26 protein-coding genes, 1 other RNA gene and 1 riboswitch are annotated in these 25,633 nt (G+C 63.6%); of the genes, 11 read left to right on the top strand and 16 right to left on the bottom strand.

The window, feature by feature from the left end:
* Positions 1-9 precede the first annotated feature (9 nt).
* Together BCA01S_RS03375 and ilvD are read right to left on the bottom strand one after the other, a co-directional pair.
* Positions 10-351 carry a c-type cytochrome gene (locus BCA01S_RS03375; protein ID WP_027775699.1) on the bottom strand — a complete coding sequence of 114 codons (342 nt, stop codon included), beginning with the start codon at positions 349-351 and terminating at the stop codon, positions 10-12.
* Between the two features lie 155 nt (positions 352-506).
* Positions 507-2,180, bottom strand: a complete 1,674-nt coding sequence (ilvD, locus tag BCA01S_RS03370; RefSeq protein ID WP_027775698.1) for a dihydroxy-acid dehydratase — start codon at positions 2,178-2,180, stop codon at positions 507-509.
* Positions 2,181-2,311: 131 nt separating this feature from the next.
* Here ilvD and BCA01S_RS03365 point away from each other — a divergent pair, with 131 nt between their 5' ends.
* Together BCA01S_RS03365 and lgt are read left to right on the top strand one after the other, a co-directional pair.
* Positions 2,312-3,292 (top strand): LysR family transcriptional regulator, encoded by a 981-nt coding sequence (locus BCA01S_RS03365; RefSeq protein ID WP_027775697.1) that lies wholly within the window; start codon positions 2,312-2,314, stop codon positions 3,290-3,292.
* A 113-nt stretch (positions 3,293-3,405) separates the two neighbouring features.
* Positions 3,406-4,305, top strand: coding sequence for a prolipoprotein diacylglyceryl transferase (gene lgt / locus BCA01S_RS03360; protein ID WP_027775696.1), 900 nt, complete (start codon positions 3,406-3,408; stop codon positions 4,303-4,305).
* Positions 4,306-4,396: 91 nt separating this feature from the next.
* Here the strand turns inward: lgt and BCA01S_RS03355 are convergent, their stop codons facing one another.
* The 5 genes from BCA01S_RS03355 to BCA01S_RS03340 all read right to left on the bottom strand — a co-directional run bounded on the left by BCA01S_RS03355 (position 4,397) and on the right by BCA01S_RS03340 (position 6,881).
* The gene (locus tag BCA01S_RS03355; RefSeq protein ID WP_027775695.1) at positions 4,397-5,125 is read right to left on the bottom strand and encodes an SIMPL domain-containing protein; all 729 of its coding nucleotides are present in this window, start codon (positions 5,123-5,125) and stop codon (positions 4,397-4,399) included.
* 203 nt (positions 5,126-5,328) lie between these two features.
* Entirely contained in the window at positions 5,329-5,787 is a 459-nt protein-coding gene (locus BCA01S_RS03350) for an EVE domain-containing protein (protein WP_027775694.1), read from the bottom strand.
* 82 nt (positions 5,788-5,869) lie between these two features.
* Positions 5,870-6,051, bottom strand: a non-coding RNA gene (ssrS, locus tag BCA01S_RS36700) — 6S RNA.
* 162 nt (positions 6,052-6,213) lie between these two features.
* Positions 6,214-6,528 carry a cell division protein ZapA gene (locus BCA01S_RS03345; RefSeq protein WP_020065163.1) on the bottom strand — a complete coding sequence of 105 codons (315 nt, stop codon included), beginning with the start codon at positions 6,526-6,528 and terminating at the stop codon, positions 6,214-6,216.
* Positions 6,525-6,881, bottom strand: a complete 357-nt coding sequence (locus tag BCA01S_RS03340) for an ATPase (protein WP_027775693.1) — start codon at positions 6,879-6,881, stop codon at positions 6,525-6,527. Before BCA01S_RS03340 ends, BCA01S_RS03345 begins: the two co-directional genes overlap by 4 nt.
* Before the next feature lie 217 nt (positions 6,882-7,098).
* Positions 7,099-7,379: riboswitch (cobalamin riboswitch) on the top strand.
* Positions 7,380-7,471: 92 nt separating this feature from the next.
* Between BCA01S_RS03340 and BCA01S_RS03335 the strand changes: the two genes are divergently transcribed.
* Genes BCA01S_RS03335 through cobC form a run of 6 tightly spaced genes read left to right on the top strand, consistent with a single transcriptional unit; the run spans position 7,472 to position 13,831 of the window.
* Positions 7,472-9,406, top strand: a complete 1,935-nt coding sequence (locus BCA01S_RS03335; protein WP_027775692.1) for a TonB-dependent receptor domain-containing protein — start codon at positions 7,472-7,474, stop codon at positions 9,404-9,406.
* A gap of 24 nt (positions 9,407-9,430) precedes the next feature.
* On the top strand, positions 9,431-10,489 hold the full coding sequence (locus tag BCA01S_RS03330) for a FecCD family ABC transporter permease (protein ID WP_027775691.1): 1,059 nt from the start codon (positions 9,431-9,433) through the stop codon (positions 10,487-10,489).
* Positions 10,486-11,325: an ABC transporter ATP-binding protein gene (locus BCA01S_RS03325; RefSeq protein ID WP_027775690.1), complete on the top strand. Its 840-nt coding sequence runs from the start codon at positions 10,486-10,488 to the stop codon at positions 11,323-11,325. Before BCA01S_RS03330 ends, BCA01S_RS03325 begins: the two co-directional genes overlap by 4 nt.
* 37 nt (positions 11,326-11,362) lie before the next feature.
* Positions 11,363-12,424, top strand: coding sequence for a nicotinate-nucleotide--dimethylbenzimidazole phosphoribosyltransferase (gene cobT, locus BCA01S_RS03320; RefSeq protein ID WP_027775689.1), 1,062 nt, complete (start codon positions 11,363-11,365; stop codon positions 12,422-12,424).
* Positions 12,425-12,470: 46 nt separating this feature from the next.
* A complete protein-coding gene (locus BCA01S_RS03315) occupies positions 12,471-13,256 on the top strand; it encodes an adenosylcobinamide-GDP ribazoletransferase (RefSeq protein WP_027775688.1) in 786 nt (261 codons plus the stop codon).
* The gene (cobC, locus tag BCA01S_RS03310) at positions 13,241-13,831 is read left to right on the top strand and encodes an alpha-ribazole phosphatase (protein ID WP_027775687.1); all 591 of its coding nucleotides are present in this window, start codon (positions 13,241-13,243) and stop codon (positions 13,829-13,831) included. Before BCA01S_RS03315 ends, cobC begins: the two co-directional genes overlap by 16 nt.
* A gap of 46 nt (positions 13,832-13,877) precedes the next feature.
* Here cobC and BCA01S_RS03305 read toward each other — a convergent pair whose 3' ends face one another.
* The 4 genes from BCA01S_RS03305 to cobU form a co-directional block, all read right to left on the bottom strand.
* Entirely contained in the window at positions 13,878-14,798 is a 921-nt protein-coding gene (locus BCA01S_RS03305; RefSeq protein ID WP_027775686.1) for a cobalamin-binding protein, read from the bottom strand.
* Between the two features lie 90 nt (positions 14,799-14,888).
* Positions 14,889-15,992, bottom strand: coding sequence for a threonine-phosphate decarboxylase CobD (gene cobD, locus BCA01S_RS03300; RefSeq protein ID WP_027775685.1), 1,104 nt, complete (start codon positions 15,990-15,992; stop codon positions 14,889-14,891).
* On the bottom strand, positions 15,985-16,920 hold the full coding sequence (cbiB, locus tag BCA01S_RS03295) for an adenosylcobinamide-phosphate synthase CbiB (RefSeq protein ID WP_027775684.1): 936 nt from the start codon (positions 16,918-16,920) through the stop codon (positions 15,985-15,987). Before cbiB ends, cobD begins: the two co-directional genes overlap by 8 nt.
* The gene (cobU, locus tag BCA01S_RS03290) at positions 16,920-17,474 is read right to left on the bottom strand and encodes a bifunctional adenosylcobinamide kinase/adenosylcobinamide-phosphate guanylyltransferase (protein ID WP_027775683.1); all 555 of its coding nucleotides are present in this window, start codon (positions 17,472-17,474) and stop codon (positions 16,920-16,922) included. Before cobU ends, cbiB begins: the two co-directional genes overlap by 1 nt.
* Positions 17,475-17,818: 344 nt before the next feature.
* On the opposite strand from cobU, the gene BCA01S_RS03285 reads away from it, so the two are divergent.
* Positions 17,819-19,279: a cobyric acid synthase gene (locus BCA01S_RS03285; protein ID WP_174447002.1), complete on the top strand. Its 1,461-nt coding sequence runs from the start codon at positions 17,819-17,821 to the stop codon at positions 19,277-19,279.
* 96 nt (positions 19,280-19,375) lie between these two features.
* Here the strand turns inward: BCA01S_RS03285 and BCA01S_RS03280 are convergent, their stop codons facing one another.
* Positions 19,376-19,795 (bottom strand): PaaI family thioesterase, encoded by a 420-nt coding sequence (locus BCA01S_RS03280; RefSeq protein ID WP_027775681.1) that lies wholly within the window; start codon positions 19,793-19,795, stop codon positions 19,376-19,378.
* Positions 19,796-20,029: 234 nt separating this feature from the next.
* On the opposite strand from BCA01S_RS03280, the gene BCA01S_RS03275 reads away from it, so the two are divergent.
* Positions 20,030-20,668, top strand: a complete 639-nt coding sequence (locus BCA01S_RS03275) for a ParA family protein (protein ID WP_027775680.1) — start codon at positions 20,030-20,032, stop codon at positions 20,666-20,668.
* A gap of 221 nt (positions 20,669-20,889) precedes the next feature.
* Here the strand turns inward: BCA01S_RS03275 and panD are convergent, their stop codons facing one another.
* The 4 genes from panD to BCA01S_RS03255 all read right to left on the bottom strand — a co-directional run bounded on the left by panD (position 20,890) and on the right by BCA01S_RS03255 (position 23,411).
* Positions 20,890-21,276: an aspartate 1-decarboxylase gene (gene panD / locus BCA01S_RS03270; protein WP_027775679.1), complete on the bottom strand. Its 387-nt coding sequence runs from the start codon at positions 21,274-21,276 to the stop codon at positions 20,890-20,892.
* A gap of 16 nt (positions 21,277-21,292) precedes the next feature.
* Positions 21,293-22,126, bottom strand: coding sequence for a pantoate--beta-alanine ligase (panC, locus tag BCA01S_RS03265; RefSeq protein WP_027775678.1), 834 nt, complete (start codon positions 22,124-22,126; stop codon positions 21,293-21,295).
* 206 nt (positions 22,127-22,332) lie between these two features.
* Positions 22,333-23,208, bottom strand: a complete 876-nt coding sequence (locus BCA01S_RS03260; protein ID WP_027775677.1) for a segregation and condensation protein A — start codon at positions 23,206-23,208, stop codon at positions 22,333-22,335.
* A 17-nt stretch (positions 23,209-23,225) separates the two neighbouring features.
* Positions 23,226-23,411, bottom strand: a complete 186-nt coding sequence (locus BCA01S_RS03255; RefSeq protein ID WP_007175923.1) for a DUF3460 family protein — start codon at positions 23,409-23,411, stop codon at positions 23,226-23,228.
* 350 nt (positions 23,412-23,761) lie between these two features.
* Between BCA01S_RS03255 and BCA01S_RS03245 the strand changes: the two genes are divergently transcribed.
* On the top strand, positions 23,762-25,609 hold the full coding sequence (locus tag BCA01S_RS03245; RefSeq protein WP_027775675.1) for an autotransporter assembly complex protein TamA: 1,848 nt from the start codon (positions 23,762-23,764) through the stop codon (positions 25,607-25,609).
* The last annotated feature ends 24 nt before the right edge of the window (positions 25,610-25,633 follow it).

Raw genomic sequence — 25,633 nt, 5'->3', positions numbered from 1 at the left:
CAACCGCAATCATTTGAGCGTGAGCACCCAGCCCGCCAGCGCAGCCGCCTGCTCGGGCGTAAGTTGCGTATTCGCGGGCATGGGAACCGGGCCCCATACGCCAGTGCTGCCGTCCAGAATCTTGTGCTTCAGGTAGATAGCGGCGTCTTCGCGGCCGGCATATTTCGCGGCGACATCGTGCAGCGCCGGCCCCATGAACGGACGCGAGACCGAGTGGCAGCTCATGCAGTTCTGCTGTTGGGCAAGCGCGAGTCCCATGGGCACCTCGGCATGCGCGGCCGGGCTGATGCCGATCGACGTGGTCAAGAATGCAGCAGCCGTTGCGAGCGCCGTACACGACATTGATTTCATTCTGGTCTCCGCCGGTGCGGTTGCCCGGCTTGTGGTCAGAACATTATAAAAGGAAAGGGGCGCACGGTTTTTCGTGCGCCCCTTTCACTTTTACGTAGGTCTTGACCTCACTTCAGGCTTGCTGGTCACCGCGAGTGCGGTCCTGGCTCGTTGCTTCAGCCGGTTATGGCACCCTTGTTGGCCGGCAGTGCAAGGGCCGAGTACTTCGCCAGCACGCCCCGCGTATAACGCGGTTGCGGCTGTCGCCATGCGGCGCGGCGGCGCTGAAGTTCGGCGTCGTCGACATTCAGTTGCAAGAGCAGCTTGTGCGCGTCGATCGTGATCGAGTCGCCTTCCTGCACGAGGCCGATGGTGCCGCCAACGAATGCTTCGGGTGCGACGTGACCGACTACCATGCCCCACGTGCCGCCCGAAAAACGTCCGTCGGTGATGAGGCCGACGCTTTCGCCGAGACCCTTGCCGATGATCGCCGAAGTCGGCGCGAGCATTTCCGGCATGCCTGGTCCGCCCTTGGGGCCGAGGTAGCGCAACACGACGACGTCGCCGGCAACGATCTTGTCGGCGAGAATCGCTTCAAGCGCGCTTTGCTCGTCGTCGAATACGCGGGCCGGACCCGTGATCACCGGGTTCTTCAGGCCCGTGATCTTCGCGACCGCGCCGTCTTCGGCCAAGTTGCCCTTCAGGATCGCGAGGTGGCCTTCCTTGTACAACGCCTGATCGATCGGAAAGATCACCTTCTGATCCGCGCGCGGCTTGGCCGGCACGTCCTTCAGTTCTTCAGCGAGCGTCTTGCCGGTGATGGTGATGCAGTCGCCATGCAGGAGACCCGCGTCGAGCAGAATCTTCATGACTTGCGGAATGCCGCCGGCTTTGTGCAGGTCGGTTGCGACGTACTGGCCCGAGGGCTTCAGGTTGCAGATCACCGGCACCTTCTTGCGCATGCGCTCGAAATCCTCGATGGTCCACTCCACTTCCGCCGCGTGCGCGATTGCCAGAAAGTGCAGCACGGCATTGGTCGAGCCGCCGGTCGCCATGATCACCGCCACGGCGTTTTCAATCGACTTCTTCGTGATGATGTCGCGCGGCTTCAGATCTTTCTTGACGGCTTCAACAAGTACGCGCGCCGATTCAGCGGCCGAGTCGACCTTTTCCTGATCGGGATTGGCCATTGTCGACGAATAGAGCAGCGACATGCCGAGCGCCTCGAACGACGAGCTCATCGTGTTGGCGGTGTACATGCCGCCGCACGATCCCGTCGACGGGCACGCATTGCGTTCGATGCCTTCGAAGTCTTCCTGCGACATCCGTCCCGCCGTGAATTCGCCGACGGCTTCGAACGACGACACGATCGTCAGATCCGTGCCCTTCCAGTTGCCCGGACGGATCGTGCCGCCATACACGTAAATGCCCGGCACGTTCATGCGCGCGAGGCCGATCATGCCGCCCGGCATGTTCTTGTCGCAGCCGCCGATCACGACCACGCCGTCCATCCATTGGCCCTGCACGCACGTCTCGATACAGTCCGCGATGACTTCGCGCGACACGAGCGAGTACTTCATGCCCTCGGTGCCCATGGACATGCCGTCAGAAATAGTCGGCGTGCCGAAGATCTGCGGATTCGCGTCCGCGCCCTTGACGGCAGTCACGGCAGCGTCGGCAAGTCGCTGAAGCCCGGCGTTGCACGGCGTGATGGTCGAATGGCCGTTGGCGATGCCGATCATCGGCTTGTCGAAATCTTCTTTCTGATAGCCGAGTGCGTAGTACATCGAGCGGTTCGGCGAACGGGCCACGCCTTGCGTGATGTTCTTCGAACGACGGTTGTAGGGCATGAGGATCTCCGGTCTGTTTGTTTTGCTGGTCGGTCCAGTGTAGTTCGGACCCGTCAGGCAAGAATGCAATTTTGCGATGTGCGTGTCCAATATATTATTGACGGACGAATAGGTCGTAAAATGTATTAATCATGCTGCCCGCCGTCCCCGACCTGCGTCAGTTGCGCTATTTCGTGACCGTCGCCGAAGAGAAGCACTTCGGCCGCGCGGCCGCGCGCCTTTCAATGACCCAGCCGCCTCTGTCGCAGGCAATCCGCGCGCTGGAGGAAACGCTCGGGGTGGAACTATTCGCGCGTACCAAGCGGTCCGTTGAATTGACGCCTGTGGGCGCGGATCTGCTGCCGGAAGTGCAGCGTCTGCTGGCGGGTGCGGAGGGCTTGCGGCCGCTTGCACAGAGCCTTGCGCGCGGCGAGGCGGGCGCGCTGTCGCTCGCATTCGTTTCGACGGCGGACTACGGCTTGTTGCCGCTTTTGCTGCGCGACTTCGGCGCGCGTTATCCGCGCGTGCGGCTTGAACTCACCGAAGCAACCAGCGACGTGCAGGTGGACGAACTCGTCGCCGGGCGCATCGACGCGGGCCTTGTGATTGCCCCCGTGCCGTCGCGCCATGCCGCGCAGCTATCGTGGCTGCCGATCGCACGCGAGCCGCTCGTGATCGCCATGTCGACCGATACGGCGGCGCGCGTGGCGGCCAGTGGCGGCGGTGGCGGCGACCCGCGTGCGGAATGGCTCGACACGCCGGTCAGCCTGCGTGAGCTTTCCGATACGCCGCTCGTCATCTTCCCAAGACGTTTGGCGCCAGGCTTTTATGACATCATTATGGATTGCTACGGCGTGGCGGGGCTTCAGCCGCGGGTCGGGCAGGAGGCGATCCAGATGCAGACCATTGTGAGCCTCGTGTCGGCCGGCATGGGTGTCGCACTCGTGCCGCAATCGTTGCGTAACCTGCGCCGGACCGGCGTCGTGTACCGGCCGTTGTCCGAGTCGGTGCCCGCTATCGAAACCGGGCTCGTGTGGCGAACCGCGAAAGTGAGTCCGGTGCTGGCGGGCTTCATCGAAATCGTGCGGGCGCATGCGGCGAGTGTCGATGCGCAAGCTGCCCGCGTACCGTAATTAACGCGACTGCGGCGAACGCATTGCATGCGCAGCCGTCCAACGCAGACGGCGCAAGCCGCGCCCTATCGATACAAACTAGTTTCTGAACCCGAACTGCCCATAACAACACGATGCTCATTCACCCGAATTTCGACCCCGTTGCCATTCATCTGGGGCCGCTCGCCGTGCGCTGGTATGGACTGATGTACCTCGTCGCGTTCATCGCGGCGATCGTCGTCGGCCGGCTGCGGCTGCGTTTGCCGTTCGTCGCGGCGCAAGGCTGGACACCCAAAGATATCGACGACATGCTGTTTTACGGCGTGCTCGGCACGATTCTCGGCGGACGGCTCGGCTACGTGCTGTTCTATAAAGCGAGCTTTTATTTCGCGCATCCGCTCGACATCTTCAAGGTGTGGGAAGGCGGCATGTCGTTTCACGGCGGCTTCCTCGGCGTGACGCTCGCCATGGTGCTGTTCGCCTACCAGCGCAAACGCTCGTGGCTGCAAGTCACCGACTTCGTCGCGCCGATGGTGCCGACAGGACTGGCGGCAGGGCGTCTCGGCAATTTCATCAACGGCGAGTTGTGGGGGCGCGTGACCGATCCCTCGGCGCCGTGGGCGATGCTCTTTCCAGGCGCCGCGCCCGACGACGCGGCGTGGCTCGCCGCGCATCCGCAACTGGCCGCGCAATGGAAGCTGAACGAGGTGTTCGCGCAATATCACATGCTGCCGCGTCACCCGTCAGAGCTGTATGAGATCGCGCTCGAGGGCGTCGCGCTTTTCTTCGTGCTGTTCTTCTTCTCGCGTAAGCCAAGGCCGCTCGGCGCTATTTCGGCGATGTTCCTGATCGGTTATGGCCTCGCGCGCTTCACAGTCGAATTCGCCCGTGAGCCCGACGACTTCCTGGGCCTGCTCGCCATGGGTCTTTCCATGGGCCAATGGCTTTCGTTGCCGATGATTCTCGTTGGCATTGCGATGCTCGTGTGGTCGTATCGTCGCAGCCCCGGCGAACCGGCGCACGCGCTGCCGTAGCGCTTCATGTTGTGTTTCGGATAAAAAAACGCCACGGCATGCCGTGGCGTTTTTCTTTTGCCGCCGCATGGGGCAGCAGGTGGACCGCGCGTTACTTCATCTGCACCGAGCCCGATACATTCACCGTTACCGTCGACGTGCCGCCTTCAATCGGCACAGGGGCCGACATCTTGGCGTCGGCGCCCATGGCGCGCGCGCTCATCATCATGACGGGCCGCGGCATGGCGCCGTTATGTCCGACATTGACCTCGCGAATCGAATAACCGCTGTAGCCGAACGCCTGCGCGGACGAAGCCGCTTGCTCACGGAACGATTTGATTGCATCGCCAGTCAGCTTTTGTTCAGCGGCGCGCTGCGCCGCAGGCGACAGCGAGAACTGCACATTGCCGACCTGCATGATGGGCGCCATTTGCCCGGCGAGCTTCGACGCCGCAGCAAAGTCATGCGATTCGAGCACGACTTCTGTGCGGCCGCGCCATGCGGAGATGCGGCCATCGCGATCGGTCGACGGATAAATCGAGAACGAACCGGTGCGTGCGGTCACGCCGCTCACGCCTTTGGCTTTTTGCAACGCCGAATCGGCGCGCTGGTTTAGCGTTGAAGTAAGAGCCGACGGATCGCTCGCTTCCTGCTCGTAAAAGAGCGTGATTTCGACGACGTCTTGAGGCACTTCTGCGCTGGCCTGCGCGTTCAGCGACAGCACGCCGGCCGGTTGATAGGGCGCGACGCTCTGCGCGCGTGCCATGGCGGGCGTGAGCACGAGGGCTGCAGGCGCGGCGCAGACGAGCGCGAAAGCGAGTGCACGTGCGGTGTTTTTCATCTGTGTGGAACTCCTTGCTTGAACAGGATTGCGCACGATCCGGCAGGCGCGATGCAACGGCATGGCGCTGTGTGCGCCGTTGGTAGTCCGTTTGCAACTGCGTTAGGCGCTTGTAACCTGAGCTTGGTTCCCCAATTTAACGGTGCGATGAGCATCGGTGGGCCATATCGTTCGTCGCGCCGTTGCAGCGGGCATAGGCAGATTCAAGCGAGTCGCTTCGTGATGAAGCGCCATTCGGCTTCGGTGACCGGCGTGATGGACAGGCGGTTGCCTCTCGCCAGCACACGCATGTCTTTCAGCTCTTCGTGCTCGCGCAATGCGGCGAGCGGAATCAACGGAATCTTCTTCTTGAAGACGACGTCGACGAGCAGCCAGCGCGGCGTTTCCTGCGACGACTTGGGATCGTAGTAAGGACTCTTCTTGTCGAACTGAGTCGGGTCCGGGTAAGCGGTAGACGCTACCTCGGCGATCCCGGCGATGCCAGGCTCGGGACAACTCGAGTGATAGAACAGCACGCCGTCGCCGACCTGCATCGCGTCGCGCATGAAGTTGCGCGCCTGATAGTTACGCACACCGGTCCACGGCAACGTACGGTGCGGTGCGTTGGCAAGATGGTCGATGCTTGCTTCGTCCGGTTCGGACTTCATTAGCCAGTAGCGCATGAATCGAAGGGAACGTTAAGGTTGCAAAAGCCGGAGCCCAAACAAAAACGGCACCGGACAGTAGTCCGATGCCGTTCCAAATAAGGTCCCCGCCTTGGCCGCTAGGCCGGCATCCTGAACCGGGGGTTCAGAATTGGTCGCAGTTAGCAGCACTTCGGGTACATCAGACAGAGTGACGCGCACGCCCGTGCTACAAATTTCCGCAACCGTGCACATGGCATTGGTTCAAGGAATATATGACCTTGGCGAACCAGGCAGGGAAGCTAAACCGATGAAGCTAAAACCATTCAGGTGAAACGTTTGCCGAGTGTGCTCGTGCATGCTCTCACGCGCTTTGCTCAGCTACTACGTGTGCTACCTGGTTGAATCTGCAGCCGACCCGAAGACCGGCCACTTCTACTTCCAGAAACGTTGCAAACCTGCTGCTTACTGCATGGTGTACTGCTCGATCACAGTACCCAGTTGTTCGTTCATTTGATGCATTGTACGCCGGATTTCTTCAGCGGGAAATGCTTCTCCGTGACGCACGCTCGATTGCAGCTTAAGCAGTTCCGATGCCAGCGACAGCGCGGCCATGACAGCAATACGATCCGTGCCGCGCACGTTACTGTTATTGCGGATCTTCGACATTTCGGCGTCGACTCGTGCGACTGCTTCAAGCAGCGCGCCTTCCGTTTCCGGCGAGCAGGCGAGACGATAGGGCACGCCGAGAATCGATACTTCGATCTGCTTGGTGGTCATGCATTTTCTCCGTGGCGAGTGGCGTCGCTCTCCGCTTCGACTTCATGCTGAGCGGGCTCGAGCAGATCGAGCTGGTTGTCCGGCTCGTTGTGCCCGCGAGCGCGCGGCAATTTTTCGAGGATCGCATTGAGCCGCACTTGAGCGTCGTCGATCTTGGCCGACAGCGCGTCGCGCTCCGCTTGCAGTGCATCGCGTTCCTCGCGCACCATGGCAAGTTCCGTGCGCGTGGCTTCCGCCTCGGCGCGGGACTGGGCGAGCTGCTCTTCAAGCGCAACGCGCGCTTCGTTGTGGCGCTGGCTGATCGCTATCAGCTTGCCGATGTTCTGTGAGAGTGTTTCGAGTTCGGTGAGCATGTGCTGCGTCCTCTAAAGACCTCGCATTTTAGCGCGGAATGCCGCACGTTCCGACATTTGTCTCGTTTCGAGACGTAACAACACCGCTTTATGCAGGCTTTTTTCGACTGAAGATGAAAAAGTACTCGTGTGTCACAGATCGCGTCGGACAATACTCTGCTCCTGTCCGAATCATCGCTGTCGTGACCCGCATTCTTGACTGGCCCCGAGGCCGCTCATACACTGGCCGCACTCTGGTGCCCGCGCGCGCAATTCATTGCGCGTGCAGTTAAACGGGAAGCAGGGCGCGCCGTTCACCTGAACGCGCGAACCTGCGCTGCCCCCGCAACGGTAAGCGACCGCATTCGCTTTGCACTTCGTGCTTTGCAGTTCGCGTTTGCAGTTCGATCCCCATCGCGTGTTCCGGTTCAACATGCGAGTGTGCCACTGCGCGTCACGCGTGGGAAGGCGGGATCGAGCGTCGTCAGCCCGGATACCGGCCAGAGGGAGAGGCGCGCGCCCGCGAAATGATGTCAAAAGCGCTCGCGCCTCGTTACGCGACGGCCTGCGGGGAAGCGGGCCGCGCACGCCATCCACGGGAAACTTCACTCATGCTGTCCCCTATCGCCCGCGCGGCGCTGCTCGCATTTGCAGGGCTGCCGCAGCTCGCGCATGCGCAAGCCGCCGACAGTTCGCCTGCGCCGTCGGTTGCAGTCGCACCGGTCGCACCGCTCCCGCCTGTCGCTGCAAGCGCTGCATCTATCGCAATCGCCGATTCTTCGCCTGCTGTTTTGTCGCCGGTTGTCGTCACCGCCGAGCGCGGACCTCAAGCGCTCGCCGACACGATCCCGCAAACGTCGCTATTCGATCAGCAGGACATTGCCGACACCACCGCAACTGATCTGCCGGGTCTGCTGCAACTCGCGCCCGGCGCGCAAATCTCGCGCACGGGTGGGCCCGGTTCGACAGCGAGCCTGTATTTGCGCGGCGCGTCGTCGACGCAATCGCTGATTCTCATCGACGGTGTGCGCGTCGATTCCGTGAGTCTCGGCACAGCGCAAATCGCGCAGATTCCGCTCGATCAGGTCGACCACGTCGAGGTAGTGAACGGCAACGTGTCGGCCTTGTATGGCTCGGGCGCGATCGGAGGCGTCGTCCAGGTGTTCACGAAAGACGGCGGCGATCATCCGCCGCGTTTCAATTTTTCCGTGGGCTACGGCAGCTACCACACGCAGACGCAACAGGTAGGCGCGAACGGCGCGTTGGATAGGGACGGCCGCACGACCTTCAATATCTCGCTCGCGCGTTCGAAAGACGACGGTTTTTCCGCGCTCAATCCTCGTGAGGCGCCGAATGCGAACCCCAATGCGAACGGCTATCTGAACGAGAGCATTTCCGCTTCGCTACGCCATAAGTTCACCGACAAGTGGGACGCGGGCGTCCGCTATCTCCAGTCGAACGGCAACAACAGCTACGACAATGCATACGGTGAGCCGACCGATCTGAACAATCTGTACACGAAAGTGCGTCAGTTGTCCGCCTTCGCTAACGGCAAGCTAACCGACTGGTGGACCACGCACTTCATCGTTGCGCAAGGCGACGACCGCAGCGTGTCGAACACCAACGGTCTGTATAACGGCCGCTTCGACACCGACAATCGCCAGTACACCTGGCAAAACGATTTCGCGCTGGCCGCGCAGCAGAAACTGCAGGTCGGCTACGAGCATCTGGACCAGAGTCTCGACTCCGATACGTTCGCCGCGCCCACTCGTCATGTCGACTCGGGCTTCGCCGGTTATACGGCACGCTTCGGGCGCAACCAGGTCCAGGCTAACCTGCGGCGCGACCAGTACTCCGATTTCGGCGGAGCGAACAGTTACTATCTCGGCTATGGCTTCGACATCACGTCGCGCTGGAAGCTAAGCGCAAGCTATTCCAGTTCGTTTCGCGCGCCGAGCTTCGACGATCTGTACTATCCGCTGAGCGGTAATCCGTCCATCCAGCCGGAGCGCAGTCATTCGATCGAAGCAGCGTTGCAGTACGCATCCAATGCGCTCGGTGTGATGCGTTTGAGTGCTTTCCAGACGCGTTATTCGAATCTGATCGACTATGAGCAGGTGACGCCGGGGATCTATCTGGCCGAAAACGTGGGTCATGCAAAAGTGCAAGGACTCGAGGGATCGTGGAGCGGACATGTAGGTAAGACCGACGTGCGCGCGTCGGTGACGCTGCAAAATCCGGTCGACCTCGACAACGATACTGACCTCGTGCGGCGAGCGCGGCGTTTCGCGTCGCTGACGGTGAATCGCAGTATTGCAGGATGGCGCGTGGGCGGTGAGTGGATCGTGAGCGGTCCGCGCGAAGACAGCAGCGGCAAGCTCGGCGGCTACGGTGTCGTCAACCTGGCTGCGCGCTACAACGTCACGAAGGCATGGTACGTGGCCGCGCAAATCCAGAATGTGTTCAACAAGGACTATGAAACGGTCTACTCGTATAACTCCCCGCGGCGCGGTGCATATGTCACGGTCGGCTGGCAGCAGCAGTGACTGCGACGTGCTGGGAACGCGCCGATGAGCCGACATCCCGGTTCGATGCCCGCCACGCTTCACGCGATGACTGCGAAGCGCGCCGCCGCGATCTGGCTCGTGCTTGCTGTCGCCGCGCTTGCAGTATTGATGGCGTCGCTCGCGTTGGGCAGTGTGGCGCTCGCGCCCGCGCGCGTGATCGAGGCGCTTTCGCCGCTGCATGCGGGCGCGTCTGACACAAACTCTGCCGATCTCGCCGGCGAGATCGTGCGTACGCTGCGTTTGCCTCGCGCGCTGGCCGGTTTTGCTTGCGGCGCATTGCTCGCATTGGCTGGCGCGCTGCTGCAGGTGTTGTTGCGCAATCCGCTTGCTGAGCCCTATGTATTAGGCGTATCGGGAGGCGCCGCAACTTTCGCGCTCGTCGCAATGATCGCCGGTTGCGCGTGGTGGCTCGTCGATGCGTCGGCATTCGCGGGCGCATTCGTGTCCATTCTCCTCGTGCTCGGCCTTGCGCGTCGCGAGTTGTGGCGCGGCGAACCGCAGGACACGTCGCCGCGCCTGCTTCTGACTGGCGCCGTCATCGCGGCAGGCTGGGGCGCGCTCATTACCTTGCTGCTCAATCTTGCGCCGGACAATCGTTTGCGCGGCATGTTGTTCTGGCTGACCGGCGACCTCAATGGCAATGCGCTGCCGTGGACCGCACTCGTCGCGCTGGTCGTCGTGCTGATTGCCATCGTGCCCGTTGCGCCGCGTCTGAATGTGCTGTTGCGAGGCGACGCCGCCGCGCAGGCGTTGGGCGTTGCGGTCATGCCGTTGCGGCTGCGCGTGTATCTTGCGGCCTCGCTCGCCGCCGCAGCGGCTGTGACGACGGCGGGCACCATCGGCTTTGTCGGACTCGTGGTGCCGCATATGTTGCGGCTCGCGTTCGGCAACGACCAACGTATGCTGCTGCCCGCCGCGGCTCTCGGCGGCGGGGTGGCGGTAATGGGCGCCGATCTGATCGCGCGCCTTGTGATCGCGCCGGCGCAACTGCCGGTCGGCGTGATCACGTCGATCATCGGCGTGCCGGTGTTTCTCTGGATGCTGCTGCGCGCCCGCCGATGATGCCCACTAACAACCTCGCGCAGCCCACGCTCAGCGCACAACGCGTGAGCTTGCGTGCGGGCGCGCGCACGTTGCTCGACGCGTTCACGCATACGTTTTATCCGGGCGAGATCTGGTGCGTGGCGGGTCCGAACGGTGCCGGCAAGACGACACTCTTATCCACGCTCGCGGGTTTGCGTGAACCCTCGGCTGGGCACGTGGAACTCGACGGTGTGCGTATGACCGCCTGGAAAACGCGGCAACTCGCGCAGCGCCGCGCGTTGATGCCGCAAAGCGCGCCCGATGCATTCAGCGCGAGCGTGCTCGACATCGTGATGCTGAACCGCTTTCCGCATTTGAGCGGCTGGGGTTGGGAAGGCGAGGGCGACCGCGCGGCCGCGCGTGCCGCGCTGGACTTGCTGGGGCTCACCGCATTAGCCGCACGAGACGTGCTGTCGCTTTCGGGCGGCGAACGTCAGCGCGTGGCGCTCGCGGCGGTGCTGTGTCAGCAAGCGCCGCTTCTTCTGCTGGACGAACCTCTGTCGCATCTGGATCTGCATCATCAGATCGAGTGCCTGGAAGCGCTCACCGAATGGGCGCGTGAGCCGGCGCGGACCCTGCTGTTTTCCTGTCACGATCTGAACCTCGCGCGCCGGTTCGCGACGCACGCGCTGCTGCTCGACGGTGCGGGCGCGGCCTACGCGGGGCGTGTGCACGAGGTACTGACGCCTGCGTTGACGAGCCGCGTGTTCGGCTATCCGTTGATCCTGATTCGCGACGGCGAGCACGAGGCGCTTATTCCCGCACCGCGCTCGCGTCATGAATCCGCTTCGAGTCATGATACGTCGTCAAGCTGACGCTCAGAACTGAACATCTTTTATCTTCACGAACCTCATGACCTCCTCGCCAAGCTTGTCCGGATTGCCCCTTGTAGAACCGCTCGAACAGACGTTAGGCAGCGAGCTTCAGCACGTCATCGACACGAAGACGAAGCCGCCCGGCAGTCTCGGCCGGCTCGAAACGCTCGCGCGTCAGATGGGCCTGATTCAGCGCACTACGCATCCGGCTGTCCAGCGCCCCGCGCTAATTGTGTTCGCCGGCGACCACGGCATTGCGGCCGAAGGCGTCAGCCCTTATCCGCAAGCGGTGACCGTGCAAATGGTCGCGAATTTTCTCGCGGGCGGTGCGGCAGTCAATGCATTGAGCCGCGTCGCGGGCATCGAACTCGAAGTGGTCAATGCAGGGATTGCGACGCCGTTGCTGCGCACCGATGGCCTCATCGACATTCCGGTCGGCCCGGGCACGCGCAACTTCGCACACGAACCCGCGATGACGCACGAGCAGGCGCTCGCCGCGATGCAAGCCGGCGCGGCGCGCGTGCGGCATCACGCTGCGCTCGGCAGCAACGTGATCGGCTTCGGCGAAATGGGCATCGCCAACACATCGGCGGCGGCGTGCCTGATGAGCCGCATCTGCGGCGTGCCGATCGGCGAATGCGTGGGCCGCGGCACCGGTCTGGACGACGCCGGGCTCGCAAAGAAGCGCAGCGTGCTTGCGGCGGCGCTCGCGCATCACGACGCATCCACGGCTCCTCTCGATGTGCTCGCAACCTTCGGCGGCTTCGAAATCGCGATGATGGCCGGCGCCTATCTCGCCGCGGCGCAAGCGCGAATGACGATTCTGGTCGACGGCTTCATCGCCAGTTCAGCACTGTTGATCGCCGACGCGATTGCGCCTGACGTGCGTGAATATTGCGTGTTCGCGCATGCGTCGAACGAGGCAGGACATCGGCGCATGCTCGACTATTTCGGCGCACAGCCGCTGTTGTCGCTCGACATGCGGCTCGGCGAAGGCACCGGTGCGGCGCTCGCGGTGCCGCTGCTGCGCGCGGCCTGCGCGTTCATCAACGAGATGGCGAGCTTCGAATCGGCAGGTGTAGCGAACCGCGAAGCGTGAACCGCGCCGTACTTCGCTTTTCAGTCAACGAGCACGCAAGCCATATATGAAACCGCTGGCCGAATTGCGCTACTTTTTCACGGCGCTGGGTTACTTCACACGCGTACCTGTGCCGCGCTGGGTCGGCTATGAACCGCATTATCTGAATGCGGCGGCGCGCTATTTTCCGCTCGTCGGCGTGTTGGTCGGCGGCATCAGCGCGCTCGTCTATCTCGCGGCATTGCGTGTCTTTCCGGCGGGGGTTGCGGTGTTGTTGTCGATGGCGTCGTCGCTATTGATAACAGGCGCGTTCCACGAGGACGGCCTCGCCGATTGCGTCGATGCGTTCGGTGGCGCCTATACGCGAGACGATGCATTACGCATCATGCACGATTCGCGCATCGGCGCTTTTGGTGCGATTGCGCTTGTCGTCGCGCTTGTTCTCAAGTGGCAGACGCTCGCTTCGTTGCCCCCGCTGCGCGCCGCAAGTCTGATGGTTGCGGCCCATGCGGCAAGCCGTGCCTGCGCGATCAGTTATCTGTTCACGCTCGACTATGTGCGCGCCGAGGGCAAAGCGAAGCCGGTCGCGCAGCGCCTGAGCGGCACAGCACTGTTATGCGCCGCGGCGTTCGGATTGCCGTGGCTGTTGTGGCCGGACGGACCTCGCGGGTGGTTCGCGGCCGACTGGCGGTTCGCGGGCTCGGCGCTCGCGTTGCTGCTCGCGTTGCGGTTCACAATGGGCCGCTATTTCGTGAAGCGCATTGGTGGCTACACCGGCGATTGTCTCGGCTTTGCGCAACAGATCTTTGAACTGGGCATCTATCTCTTTGGGCTCGCATGGATATCGTCATGATTCGCCATCCCGCCGTCGCACTCGACGCGGGCGTTTGCTATGGCCACAGCGATGTGGCGCTCGCCGAGGCGGCGGACGTGTCGTCCGCGGCGCTCGCTTTGAGGCTCGCAAGCTTGCAGGTGCCAGCGCCGCGCGTCGTGATGTCGAGCCCGCTGACGCGTTGCTCGGCGCTCGCCGTCGAACTGGCGAACGACTTCGGCTGCGTGCTCAGCCATGACGATCGCCTGAAGGAAATGGATTTCGGCGATTGGGAAGAGCGGCGCTGGGACGCGATCGATCGCGAACTGCTCGACGACTGGGCGTCCAACTTCGAACATGCACGCGCGCATGGCGGCGAGAGCGTTGCGCAGTTCGTCGTGCGGGTGCGCGCATGGTTCGACGCGTACGCGCAGACGCGCGAGCTGTCGCCGGCGTATGTGGTCACGCATGCGGGCGTGATGCGCGCGATTGCGTCGTTAGCGCTCGACGTGCCGCTCGAACGTTGCTTGCGATGGTCGCTGGAGACCGCCAACATCGTCTGGCTGCGCCGCGACGACGAGGGCCAACAGTGGTCGCTCGTGAAGTGGAACGCGTGAGCCTGAAGGCGCATCAGGCTGCGTGCGCCAATGCACGCTACGCGCGTTATTGCGCGTTTTGCCTGAGGCGCGAGCGAGCGAGATCCAGATCCTCGCACATCTGCTTCGCGCCCAGCGCGATGCGCGGCGCTGGGCGGTTGATGAGATCGCCGTCGATCGAGAACAGATTGTTATTCGCCACCGCCGACAGACGCGGCCACGCGCGCCACGCGCCGAGCTGAGGCAAGGTCGTGTCCGGTTTCGTCGCACCGGGCGCTGCCGTGACGATTGCCTGCGGATTCGCCGCGAGCACGGCTTCGGTCGAAACGGTGGGCACGAGCGGTTGCAGTTTCGCGAACACGTTTCGTCCGCCGCATAGCTCGATTACGTCGCTGACCATATGCTCGCCGTTGAGCGTCATCAACGGTTGATCCCATACCTGATAGAACACGCTGACGGCTGGCCGCTCAGCGTACTGCGCGCGCAGGCGCGCAATGTCCCGACGATATGCGGCGGCGGCTGCATCCGCGGTAGACGAGGTGCCGAGCAATTCGCCGAGCTTCGTCAACGAGACGGCGACATCGTCGAGATGATGCGGCTCGCTGAAGAACAGCGGTATGTGCAATTCGCGCAGACGATCCAGCTGGCGCTGTGCGTTACCGTGCCGCCACACCACAATAAGGTCGGGCTTCAACGCGACGATGCGTTCGAGATCGAGCGACTTGTTGTCACCCACGCGCGGCAGTTGTCGCGCCTCCGGCGGAAAGTCGCTGTACGACACGGCACCTACTATCTTCGCGCCGCCGCCAGCCGCGTAGAGCAGTTCGGTGACATGCGGCGCGAGGCTGATTACGCGTTGCGCGGGTGCAGGCAGCGTGAGCACGGCGCCCGTGTCGTCGGTCACGGCGATGCCCGCTTGCGCGCGCAACGCGATGGCGAGCAGCATGACGGCGAGAGCGGGGCGGAGCGATCGTGCGGACGAATTCATTGGGTCGAACGTCGAGTTTTGCGTTGGGTGGATCGATGCGCTGCCCTTCGTTGCAATGCGATGTGGGCAGGGTTTGCGCGCGTCAACGGTTCAGGCCGGCCGCGTTGCGTCGATCGTCTCGACTGCCGCGCGCAAGGTGTGGGCGAGACGCGCCCATTCGTCTTCGCTCGCGGGCAAACCGAACCGCACGCTGCCTGACGATGCGAAAAGTCGCGTCCACACGCCGCGCGTGGCCAATGCTTCGTGCAGGGCTGCGGCACGTGGATCGTCGGTCCATGCGAAGAGCGGCGTGCTGCGGGTACGAATGCCATGAACTTGCAGCAGATCGACGAGGCGCGCACTGTCCGCTTCGAGCCGTGTGCGCATCTGCTGTTGCCAGTCGCGATCCAACAGCGCCGCCCTCACGGCATGACGCGCGGGACCGCTGACGGTCCACGCGCCGAGCACGCGGCGCAAGCTGTCGAGCAGCGCGGGCGCGGCAAGCACGAAACCGGCGCGCACGCCCGCAAGTCCAAAGAACTTCCCCGGCGAACGCAACACGATCAGACCGGCGCGATCCGTGCAGGCTGCGAGCGAAGCAGCGGGCATCGTATCAGCGAAGGCTTCGTCGACGAGCAGGGTGCCGCCGCGCGCGCTCAATTGCGCGTGCCAGGCGAGCAGCTTCGAAGCGCCCAGATGCCCGGCGGTGGGATTATTCGGATTCACGACCGCCACATGCGTGAGCGAATCGGGCAGTACATTCCACGAAACATCGAGCGGCACGACGCGATGCCCGGCCCGCTCGAACGCAGGCGCATATTCGCTGTAGGTGAGCGGCGCGACGCCGGCTACCGCGCGCGGCAGCAACGCCGGCAACGCGCGAATCGCCGCCTGGCTGCCCGCTACCGGCAACACATGCGCCGCGTCCGGCGCGCCGTAGTAGCGCGCGGCGCACTCGGCGAGGTCGTCGCCTTCATCGGGCAGGCGGCGCCAGGCATCGGCGGGAACGGGCGGCACCGGATAGCCGTGCGGATTGATTCCCGTCGACAGATCGAGCCACTGCGCGTACGGAATGCGATAGCGCTCAGCCGCTTCGTGCAGATTGCCGCCGTGCACGATCGTTGCACCGGACGACGCGCATGCAGCCCGCGCTTCACCAGCGTGCCCCGGCTCGATATGTTGAAGTGAGCGCCGCTCGTCCATTCGTTCAGACATGCAAGGGCACGCTCAGCAAGGCCAGCACGATCAGCACCGCGAGCCACAAAATCACCGTACGCTCGACCAGCATGAGCGCGGCCGTAATGTGAGTGGCCTTGGCGGGATGCCCGAAGCCGAGCGTGGGCCGATGTTCGAGCGCGCCGTTATAGACCGCAGGACCGCCGATCAGCACGTTCAGACTGCCGGCGCCCGAGGCCATGACCGGCCCTGCGTTCGGACTGTCCCAGCGCGGCGCCTGTTCGCGCCAGCAACGCCACGCGGTGCGCGTGTCGCCGAGCAGCGCGTAGCTCGCGGCGGTGAGGCGCGCGGGAATCCAGTTGAGCACGTCGTCCAGTCGCGCGGCGGCCCAGCCGAAGCGCAGATAACGCGGGGTGCGGTAACCCCACATCGCATCGAGGGTGTTGGCGAGGCGAAATCCGAGCGCGCCCGGACCGCCCGCGATCGCGAACCAGAAGAGCGCGCCGAAGATCGCGTCATTGCCGTTTTCGAGTGCCGATTCGACGGCGGCGCGGGAAAGTGCGGCTTCATCGGCATTGGCCGTTTCGCGCGAGACGATCCGCGCCGTCAGCAGGCGCGCTTCAGCGAGATCGCGATGCGCGAGCGCCCGCGCGATGGGCTCGATATGGTCGTGCAGGCTGCGGGCCCCGAGCGCGAACCACAGCAAGGCAACGTGCACCGCGCAGGCCGCGAAAAACGGCAGCACGGCGACGAGCCACCAGGCCACCAGCACCGGCGGCAACACGGCAAGCGACCATGCGAGCAGCCCCTTGAGCCGCAAGCGCCGTCCGCGGTTGTAATGCGCTTCGAGACGCGCCGCCCATTTGCCGAAAGCTACCAGCGGATGCGCGCCGCTCGGCTCGCCGAACCAGCGGTCGACGGCCACGCCCGCAGTTGCGAGTGTCACGACAAGAGGAAGCGTGAGCATCACGCGCCGCCCGCAGTTTTGAGCGCGAGCGGCAGGCCCGCGACCATCATGGTGGCCCGTGTGGACATCGCCGCGACGCGCCGATTCAGCCGCCCGAGTTCGTCGACGTAAAGACGCGTTGCCGCGCCGAGCGGTACCACGCCGAGGCCGATTTCGTTGCTGACCGCAATGACCTTGCCGCGAGCGTTGGCAAGCGCGGTTTCCAGTTCTTCAATGCGGGCTCGATATTGATCGGGCGGCAGGCCTTCGCCATCGGCGGGACACAGCAGGTTGGCGAGCCATAGCGTCAAGCAGTCGATCAGCGTGCAATGCCCCGGCGCGTCGGCTTGCGCGATGGCGGCGGCGAGATCGACGTCTGCTTCCAGCAAATGCCACTGTGCGGGGCGCCGCGCACGATGATGCGCGATGCGCGCGGTAAATTCGGCGTCGGCGGTCACGCGTGCCGTGGCGATGTAGGTCACGGGCAGCGCGCTTTGGGCGGCAAGCTGCTCGGCGTGCACGCTCTTGCCTGAGCGCGCGCCGCCGAGAACGAAGGTGAGGTCGCGGGAAATCATCGCGTGATTGTACCGGCGTGCAGCGCGGGCCGGCGCGATGGGATAATGCCGCGGTTGGCAAGCATGGTTGATGGATACCAGTGCCAGGCAGCGGCGGTTACCGCTAATGGCGGACGTGATTCCTGGCTGCGATTCGTGACCATAACCTGGTGTTCCGGTTGCCGCGGGCGTTCCTGCGTTATTGGCGTTCGACTCGTGCTCACCACGGCGCGGGCGCGCTGTCTGTGGTTTGCCTCTTGTGTTCGCCTGCCGCTTTAATCGTCCTTTCCTTCGCCGAGTCCGACATTTCAGTGACCATCCATTCGATCTCGCATGACGCCGTATCCGTGCCGCGCGGCACCCTCATGATCCAGGGCACCACGTCCGATGCGGGCAAGAGTACGCTGGTCGCCGGTTTATGCCGGCTCGCGCGGCGCGCCGGTGTCCGGGTCGCGCCGTTCAAGCCGCAGAACATGGCGCTCAACAGCGCAGTGACCGTCGACGGCGGCGAGATCGGGCGCGCTCAGGCGTTGCAGGCCGTGGCCGCCGGCATCGCCGCGCACACCGATCTGAACCCCGTGCTGCTCAAGCCCACGAGCGATCGCGGCGCGCAGGTGATCATCCACGGCAAGGCGCGCATGAATCTCGACGCCCGCGCGTATCACGAGTACAAACCCGTTGCTTTCGAAGCGGTACTTGCGTCCTACGCGCGGCTGCAAGCGGCGTATGACACGATTTTCGTGGAAGGCGCGGGCAGCCCAGCTGAGATCAATCTGCGCGAGCGGGATATCGCCAACATGGGTTTTGCCGAAGCCGTCGACTGTCCGGTCGTGCTGGTGGCGGACATCGACCGGGGCGGGGTTTTCGCGCATCTGACAGGAACGCTTGCGTGCCTGTCGGCGAGCGAGCAGGCGCGTGTGCGGGGTTTTATCATCAACCGCTTCCGAGGCGATATCGGACTGCTGAAGCCGGGTCTCGACTGGCTCGAGGCAAAGACCGGTAAGCCGGTGCTGGGTGTCGTCCCGTATTTGCATGGCCTCACGCTCGACGCCGAGGACATGTTGCCGCCCGAACTGCGCGCGGCGCAGCGCGGCGACGCCGCGCGCACGTTGCGTGTGGTCGTGCCGGTGCTGCCGCACATCAGCAACCACACGGATTTCGACGCGCTGCGCGCGCATCCACAGGTCGATTTTCATTACGTGCGAAGCGGCACGCCACCGCCGCCCGCGGACCTCGTCATCCTGCCGGGCTCGAAGAACGTGCGCGGCGATCTGGCGTTTCTGCGTGCGCAGGGCTGGGACACGGTGCTGCAAAGGCATTTGCGCTATGGCGGGCGGGTGATCGGCATATGCGGCGGGATGCAGATGCTCGGGCGCGAGGTCGCCGATCCGCACGGCGTGGAGGGCGCGCCGGGAACGTCGGCGGGTCTTGGCTGGCTCGACTACTCGACAGTGCTGACGCGCGAGAAGACGCTGAAGAACGTGACCGGCCGCCTCGCGTTGCCAGGCTCGCCGGAGGTGGGCGGTTACGAGATTCATATGGGCGAGACGCAAGGACCGGCGCTGGAATCGCCGGCGCTGCGTCTTGGGGCGCCGGGTGAAGCGCGTCCCGACGGTGCAATTTCCGCGGATGGCCAGATCCTCACGACATACGTGCACGGCCTCTTCGACACACCGGCTGCGTGCGCGGCGCTGTTGGCCTGGGCGGGACTGAGCGACGCAGACGCAATCGACTACCCCGCGTTGCGCGAAGCGTCGCTGGACCGGCTCGCCGACACGCTGGCTGAACACCTGGATCTGGCGAGCTTGATGGCTGCGGTGGCTTGACGGCCGGACTCGCCCGCGTCGCGATCGCGTTCTGCGAAGAACTGTCGAGGCGGAGCCGACTTCGCGCCGCGCTCCCTGCGATGTCCCGCGCTTCTGTCAATACAGCACGATCTGCGTGCAGCGGAACAGGGCGATCGTCTTGCCGTCGGGACCGGTGACGGTCGCGTCCCAAACCTGCGTGGTGCGGCCAAGGTGCACGCCCTTCGCCACCGCGCGGATCGTGCCTTCGGTCGCCGTGCCGAGAAAGTTGCTTTTTAGCTCGACAGTCGTGAAATTACGCGCCGTTTCCGGCAGGTGGGCGAGACACGCATAGCCGCAAGCGGTGTCTGCGAGACCGATTACCGTGGCCGCGTGAAGAAAGCCGTTCGGCGCGAGCAGTTCTTCCCGCACGGTCAATTCCGCAGTCAGCGCGCCTTCGTCCAGCGACAGCACATGCACGCCCAGCAAGCCTGGCAGCTTGCCCTTCTGGCGTTCGTGCAGTCGTTCCACGGTGTATTCCGGCCGGAGTTTGCTCATTGGATTGGCTTCCTGGAAAGGTTAAATCTGTGATGCAAGGCGACCGATTAGCCGTTCGGGGGCTTCGGCCTCGCTGCATTTGTCGATATTATCAACGGCTGGATCGGCGCACGGACTCGAATCTGTGCAAGTTCGGGCGCCGACATGACAACAGGTACAAGCCAAAAGCAGAAGGTTCAGGGCAGAATGCGGCGGACCGGCCGGCGTCGTCCTGGCTTCATTTCGGGAGTATTCATGACGGTAATCGTGGTGGCGAATCCGAAGGGCGGCGTGGGCAAAAGCACGCTGTCGACCAATCTGGCCGGCTATTTCGCCGCAAACGGCGAGTGGGTGGCGCTCGCCGATCTCGACAAGCAGCAGTCAGCGCATGCGTGGCTGTCGTTGCGGCCGGACACGCTGCCGGCCATCGAAACGTGGGAAGTCAACCCCGAGACGCCCGCCAGACCGCCAAAGGGCCTGGAGCACGCGATCATCGACACCCCGGCGGGTTTGCACGGCACTCGCATGAATATCGCGCTGGATCTGGCCGACAAGGTGATCGTGCCGCTGCAGCCGTCGATGTTCGATATTCTGGCTACGCAGGAATTTCTGGAGCGGCTCGCGAAGGAAAAAGCGGTCAGGAAAGGTGCAATCGAGATTGGCGTGGTGGGTATGCGCGTCGATTCGCGCACGCGTTCGGCCGAGCAGTTGCACCGTTTCGTCGAGGGGCTGAAGCTGCCGGTGCTCGGCTATCTGCGCGACACGCAGAACTATGTGCAGCTGGCGGCGCACGGCCTCACTTTGTGGGACGTCGCCAAAAGCCGCGTGGAGAAGGATCTGGAGCAGTGGCAGCCGATCATCGAGTGGACGAACGGCGCCGGTAAGAAGGGGTGAGGGCGGGGTGTTGGTGAGGCTTGCACCGGCTTTGAAACGTTAGAGCTGACGTGAGCCGCCCCGACGGACGGGAGCCAGCCGTGGCTATCAGGAAGAATTTCAAGCCATCAGCGCCACCACCGCGAGGCAGCATGGCCGCCTCGATCGGGCGTGGCGCCGAGCCGGGGGGCAACCCCAGCCAACCTGAGCCCCGTTACAAAAAACTCAGGCGAGCGCGTCGCTCAATTCCAGTTCTGCGTTGGCACGTGATCGCGGCTGCCCTTGATCTTGTTGTTCTCATCGACGAACACGAGGTTGGGCTTCCAGCCCGCCTTCAACTCCGCTTCGTCGACCACCGCGAAGGCCGCGATGATCACCAGGTCGCCCAGTTGCGCGCGCCGCGCGGCCGAGCCGTTCAACGAAATCATGCCGCTGCCGCGCTCGCCCTTGATCGCATAGGTCGAGAAGCGCTCGCCATTGTTGATGTTCCAGACGTCGATCCGTTCGTTTTCGACGATGTTCGCCGCTTCGAGCAGGTCTTCGTCGATCGCGCACGAGCCTTCGTAGTGCAGTTCGCAGTGCGTGACCGCGACGCGGTGAATCTTCGACTTCAGCATGTTGCGTTGCATGGTGTTCCAGACGGCTTCAGATTTCGAGGTTGTCGATAAGACGGGTCGCACCGAGCTTGGCGGCGGCCAGCACGACGAGTTCCGCGTTCGCGTCTTGCGGACCCGGCGGCAGCAGATTCGAGCGCTTGCGCACCGCGATGTAGTCGGGCTGCCAGCCGCGCGCGGTCAGCGACGCCATCGCCGCGCGCTCCAGCGCCGCGAAGTCGCGCTCGCCTGCGAGCACCGCGTCGCGCACGCGATTGAGTTCGGCGGCCAGCATCGGCGCCTCGGTGCGCTCGTCAGGCTGCAAATAGCGGTTGCGCGAGCTGAGCGCAAGACCGTCGGTATCGCGCACGGTCTCAGCGGCGATGATGTCGGTCGGCACCGCGAATTGCTGGCACATGCGGCGCACGATCATCAACTGCTGGTAGTCCTTCTTGCCGAACACCGCCACGCGCGGCTGCACGCACGACATCAGTTTCATCACGACGGTGCACACGCCCTGGAAAAAGCCTGGCCGGAATTCGCCTTCGAGAATGTCGCCCAGATCGTGCGGCGGGTGTACGCGGTATTCCTGCGGCTCGGGATAGAGGTCGCGCTCTGTCGGCGCGAAAAGCACGTAGACGTTTTCTTTCTGCAGCTTTTCGATGTCCGCTTCCATCGTGCGCGGATATTTGTCGAAATCCTCGTTCGGCCCGAACTGCAGACGATTGACGAAGATGCTCGCCACCACCGGATCGCCGTGCTGGCGCGCGAGGCGCATCAGCGACAGATGGCCCTCGTGCAGATTGCCCATGGTCGGCACAAAGGCAGTGCGATTCTGGCCGCGCAACTGGTCGCGCAATTCATGGATCGAGCTGATGACTTTCATGATCGGACAGGGATTCCTCGCGCGGCGCGAGACTGGGTTGACGCAAAGGCCTCAGGCGATTGCGCGGCCCGCCGCCTCACTGGTAATGACAGGTTCGGAGCGCGGGATTGTAGTGGATTTGGCCGCCGGACGCACCGAAACGAGGCCTGATCGGCCGTTTTTTGGAGCATGAAGCCCGGCCCGCTGCGCCGCAACCGGTTTTCGCTTCAGGCCGGCAAATAGGCGAGGCGCACGTAGATAGGTGCGAACGGCTCGGCCTGAGTGATTTCGACGAGGGATTCGCGGCACAACTCGAGCATTGCGATGAAGTTGACCACCACGACCGGCACACCTTTGCTGGTATCGAACAGGTCGGAAAATTCGACGAAGCGCGCATTCTGCAGTTGCCGCAGGATCGAACTCATATGCTCGCGCACAGACAGTTCTTCACGCGAAATCTTGTGATGCTGGACAAGCTTCGCACGCTTGATCACGTCGGCCCAGGCGGCGCGCAGGTCCTCGCTGTTCACGTCGGGAAAGCGCGGCGTGATGCTTTGCTCGATATAAACCTCGGCGCGCAGGAAGTCGCGCCCGAGTTGCGGCAACTGGTCGATGCGCTGCGCGGCGAGCTTCATCTGCTCGTATTCGAGCAGGCGCCGCACCAGTTCCGCGCGCGGGTCTTCGGCTTCCTCGCCGCTGTCGGCCTTCTTGACGGGCAGCAGCATGCGCGACTTGATCTCGATCAGCATGGCGGCCATCAGCAGATATTCGGACGCGAGTTCGAGATTGGTCTGGCGCAACTGGTCGACATAGCCGAGGTATTGCACCGTGACATCCGCCATGGGAATGTCGAGTACGTTGAAATTCTGCTTGCGGATCAGGTACAGCAACAGATCCAGCGGGCCCTCGAACGTTTCGAGGAACACTTCGAGCGCGTCCGGCGGGATATACAGGTCGGTCGGCAGCTTGAAGAGCGGCTCGCCGTACAGGCGTGCAAAAGCAATGCCGTCGACGGTGTCGGGCGTCGAATCGGTGGCGGGCTTGGCAAGCGCGGCGTCGGACGCAGCCGGCGGCGCGCCGTGTGCCTCGTCGGCGGGATTCATCGGTTGCGGGGAGCCGCTCAGAAGTTCTGGTAGTACGAGTAAGGCGTCTGTTCGACGCGCGAAGCTTTCTGCTCGGCGCGCTCTTCCAGGTCGATCGGCTGCTTGTCCCACAGCAAGGCCCGGCCGCGACGTTGCTCGGCTTCCAGGTTGGGCTTCTGCTGCTTGAGCTGGTTCAGGAACTGGGTGATGTCCGATTGATACATGGCTCGACGTCCGTGGTTGGGCGTGGTTGGGCAAATGGCGGCTTCGCCGTGGCGGTCTTCGCGCGGCTGCCGCTGCTATTCCGTAATTTTAGCGCATGCGCCGCGCGCGGTCGAAAAAGCCGGGGGGCGGCTGATGCATCGTCTGCGAAATTGCGCCCAGCGCGGATCGCCGGAACCCGCGCGTCGCACCGCGCGTCAAAGGCGGGCGCGTGGGCCTCGTGCCATGCGCCACGCGGGCGTTCGCGGGCGCGTTTAGAGATAGCGCGGCCGCGCCGATGTGGTCAAATAGCGAGCTTCGGCGGCACTGCGCCCGAATGACAAAATTCATCAACCATGGCCGGAGGTCCTGTTTGGCGGGGTGTGCGATCCAACAACCGCGCGGGCGGCGCAGCAAAGCCGGCGGGGGCCGCGGCGTTACTACGCCAATGCGTACGCCAATGCGGCGCTGGCTGCGAGCCTGGCTCGCCCTCGGCATCCTGATGCTGACGCTGGCTGGCGGTCCCGCATACGCGGCGCGCGCGGCGGCGAGCTACAAGGTCGATGTCGAAGCATCGCCGCGCTCGCTGCGCAAGGTGCTCGAAAAACACCTGGACGTTGCGCGGTTCGCGAAGAGTCCCGACATCAGCGACGACCAGTTCGAATTTCTGATCACGGCCACGCCCCAGCAGGTGCGCGATCTGGCCGCCACGCAAGGCTACTTCACCCCGATCGTGCGCACGGACGTGCGTACTGTCGAGAACACCAAGCATGTGACCGTGAGCGTCGATCCTGGCCCGCAAACCGTCATTACGTCCATTTCCCTGTCGTTTCGCGGCCCGGTGCTGACCGAGGACCCGGCGCAGGAAAACGCCGCGCGCTTTGCATTTTCGCTGCACGAAGGCGACCCGTTTTCGCAGGAGGGCTGGGACGACGCGAAGAACGCGTCGCTGAAGGCGTTGCAGGCGCGCCGCTATCTGGGCGCGAAGATCTATCACGCCGAGGCGCGCATCGATCCCCGTACGCACGAGGCCAAGCTGTCGGTCGCGTATGAAAGTGGGCCCACCTTCACAATGGGCAAGCTGGACGTGTCGGGCACACGGCGCTATCCGGAACAGATCGTCGAGAATGTGAATCCGATTTCGGTGGGCGACGTCTACGACGTGCAGCGCATTACCGAATTGCAGCGGCAGTTGCAAAACACGCCGTATTACGCGAGCGTCGCGATCGACGTGGACAGCGAGCCGGCGAAGCCGGTCGAAACGCCGCTGCATGTGAAGGTGTCGGAATATCCGTACAACAGCATTCGCGGCGGCGTCGGCTATTCGACCGACAACGGCGCGCTGGTGCAGGGCGCGTACTCGTATCTGAATACGTTCGGCAAGGCGTGGCCGTTCACCATTGACGGCCGGGTCGATCAGGTTCAACAGTACGGCCAGGTTCAGCTTGCCATGCCGCCGGGACGTCGGGGGTGGACCAATAGTGTGCTGGCGTCCTACACGACCACAGACGTTTCCGACACACGTATCTACAGCATTCGCGGTGGTGTGCAGCGTACTCGCACGTCGCAGTTCATCGACTACACATATGCGATCCTGTTCTATCAGGACCGGCTCGACCAGAACGTGGGCGAGCCGACCACGAGCCGCGCGCTGGTGCCGTCGTGGTCGTGGACCCGGCGCAATACCGACGACCCGCTGTTCCCGCGCAAGGGCAACCTGATCCACGTCGAAGCCGGTTTCGCGGTAAAGGGTGTGCTCACCGATCAGACGTTCATCCGCGGCTACGCGCGTGGCCAGCAGTACCTGCCGATCGGCAAGGAAGACCTCATGGTGTTTCGCGCGGAGCTCGGCGGCGTATTCACGAGCGGCAGTTCGAGCGGCATTCCGGCTTCGCTTCTGTTTCGTGCGGGCGGCTCGAACTCGGTGCGCGGATATTCTTACCAGAGCATTGGTAACAACGTTCAGGGTTCGGTATTGCCGACGAAATATCTGGTGACGGCATCGGCGGAATACCAGCACTGGTTCACGCACGACTGGGGCGCGGCGGCCTTCTTCGACGTCGGCACGGCCACTGACACCTGGGGCGAGAAAACTTTTTTTCCGGGCGTGGGCGTCGGCGCGCGCTGGCGCAGCCCGGTGGGCCCGGTCAATGTCGACGTGGCATATGGCATCCGCAACAGAAGTGTGCGGCCCTATCTGACGCTCGGTATCGCCTTCTGATGCGAACCTCCTTGTACTCGAACC

Origin of the sequence: Paraburkholderia caledonica NBRC 102488, from assembly GCF_000685095.1 — a bacterium.
Classification (GTDB): domain Bacteria; phylum Pseudomonadota; class Gammaproteobacteria; order Burkholderiales; family Burkholderiaceae; genus Paraburkholderia; species Paraburkholderia caledonica.
Note: the sequence above shows the minus strand (reverse complement) of the source record. Positions and strands in the feature narration are given on the sequence as shown.

Bases quoted from the DNA above. Each gene is read 5' to 3' on its own strand.
- BCA01S_RS03375 (WP_027775699.1), bottom strand. From the start codon at position 351: ATGAAATCAATGTCGTGTACGGCGCTCGCAACGGCTGCTGCATTCTTG.
- ilvD (WP_027775698.1), bottom strand. From the start codon at position 2,180: ATGCCCTACAACCGTCGTTCGAAGAACATCACGCAAGGCGTGGCCCGT.
- BCA01S_RS03365 (WP_027775697.1), top strand. From the start codon at position 2,312: ATGCTGCCCGCCGTCCCCGACCTGCGTCAGTTGCGCTATTTCGTGACC.
- lgt (WP_027775696.1), top strand. From the start codon at position 3,406: ATGCTCATTCACCCGAATTTCGACCCCGTTGCCATTCATCTGGGGCCG.
- BCA01S_RS03355 (WP_027775695.1), bottom strand. From the start codon at position 5,125: ATGAAAAACACCGCACGTGCACTCGCTTTCGCGCTCGTCTGCGCCGCG.
- BCA01S_RS03350 (WP_027775694.1), bottom strand. From the start codon at position 5,787: ATGCGCTACTGGCTAATGAAGTCCGAACCGGACGAAGCAAGCATCGAC.
- BCA01S_RS03345 (WP_020065163.1), bottom strand. From the start codon at position 6,528: ATGACCACCAAGCAGATCGAAGTATCGATTCTCGGCGTGCCCTATCGT.
- BCA01S_RS03340 (WP_027775693.1), bottom strand. From the start codon at position 6,881: ATGCTCACCGAACTCGAAACACTCTCACAGAACATCGGCAAGCTGATA.
- BCA01S_RS03335 (WP_027775692.1), top strand. From the start codon at position 7,472: ATGCTGTCCCCTATCGCCCGCGCGGCGCTGCTCGCATTTGCAGGGCTG.
- BCA01S_RS03330 (WP_027775691.1), top strand. From the start codon at position 9,431: ATGAGCCGACATCCCGGTTCGATGCCCGCCACGCTTCACGCGATGACT.
- BCA01S_RS03325 (WP_027775690.1), top strand. From the start codon at position 10,486: ATGATGCCCACTAACAACCTCGCGCAGCCCACGCTCAGCGCACAACGC.
- cobT (WP_027775689.1), top strand. From the start codon at position 11,363: ATGACCTCCTCGCCAAGCTTGTCCGGATTGCCCCTTGTAGAACCGCTC.
- BCA01S_RS03315 (WP_027775688.1), top strand. From the start codon at position 12,471: ATGAAACCGCTGGCCGAATTGCGCTACTTTTTCACGGCGCTGGGTTAC.
- cobC (WP_027775687.1), top strand. From the start codon at position 13,241: ATGGATATCGTCATGATTCGCCATCCCGCCGTCGCACTCGACGCGGGC.
- BCA01S_RS03305 (WP_027775686.1), bottom strand. From the start codon at position 14,798: ATGAATTCGTCCGCACGATCGCTCCGCCCCGCTCTCGCCGTCATGCTG.
- cobD (WP_027775685.1), bottom strand. From the start codon at position 15,992: ATGTCTGAACGAATGGACGAGCGGCGCTCACTTCAACATATCGAGCCG.
- cbiB (WP_027775684.1), bottom strand. From the start codon at position 16,920: ATGCTCACGCTTCCTCTTGTCGTGACACTCGCAACTGCGGGCGTGGCC.
- cobU (WP_027775683.1), bottom strand. From the start codon at position 17,474: ATGATTTCCCGCGACCTCACCTTCGTTCTCGGCGGCGCGCGCTCAGGC.
- BCA01S_RS03285 (WP_174447002.1), top strand. From the start codon at position 17,819: ATGATCCAGGGCACCACGTCCGATGCGGGCAAGAGTACGCTGGTCGCC.
- BCA01S_RS03280 (WP_027775681.1), bottom strand. From the start codon at position 19,795: ATGAGCAAACTCCGGCCGGAATACACCGTGGAACGACTGCACGAACGC.
- BCA01S_RS03275 (WP_027775680.1), top strand. From the start codon at position 20,030: ATGACGGTAATCGTGGTGGCGAATCCGAAGGGCGGCGTGGGCAAAAGC.
- panD (WP_027775679.1), bottom strand. From the start codon at position 21,276: ATGCAACGCAACATGCTGAAGTCGAAGATTCACCGCGTCGCGGTCACG.
- panC (WP_027775678.1), bottom strand. From the start codon at position 22,126: ATGAAAGTCATCAGCTCGATCCATGAATTGCGCGACCAGTTGCGCGGC.
- BCA01S_RS03260 (WP_027775677.1), bottom strand. From the start codon at position 23,208: ATGAATCCCGCCGACGAGGCACACGGCGCGCCGCCGGCTGCGTCCGAC.
- BCA01S_RS03255 (WP_007175923.1), bottom strand. From the start codon at position 23,411: ATGTATCAATCGGACATCACCCAGTTCCTGAACCAGCTCAAGCAGCAG.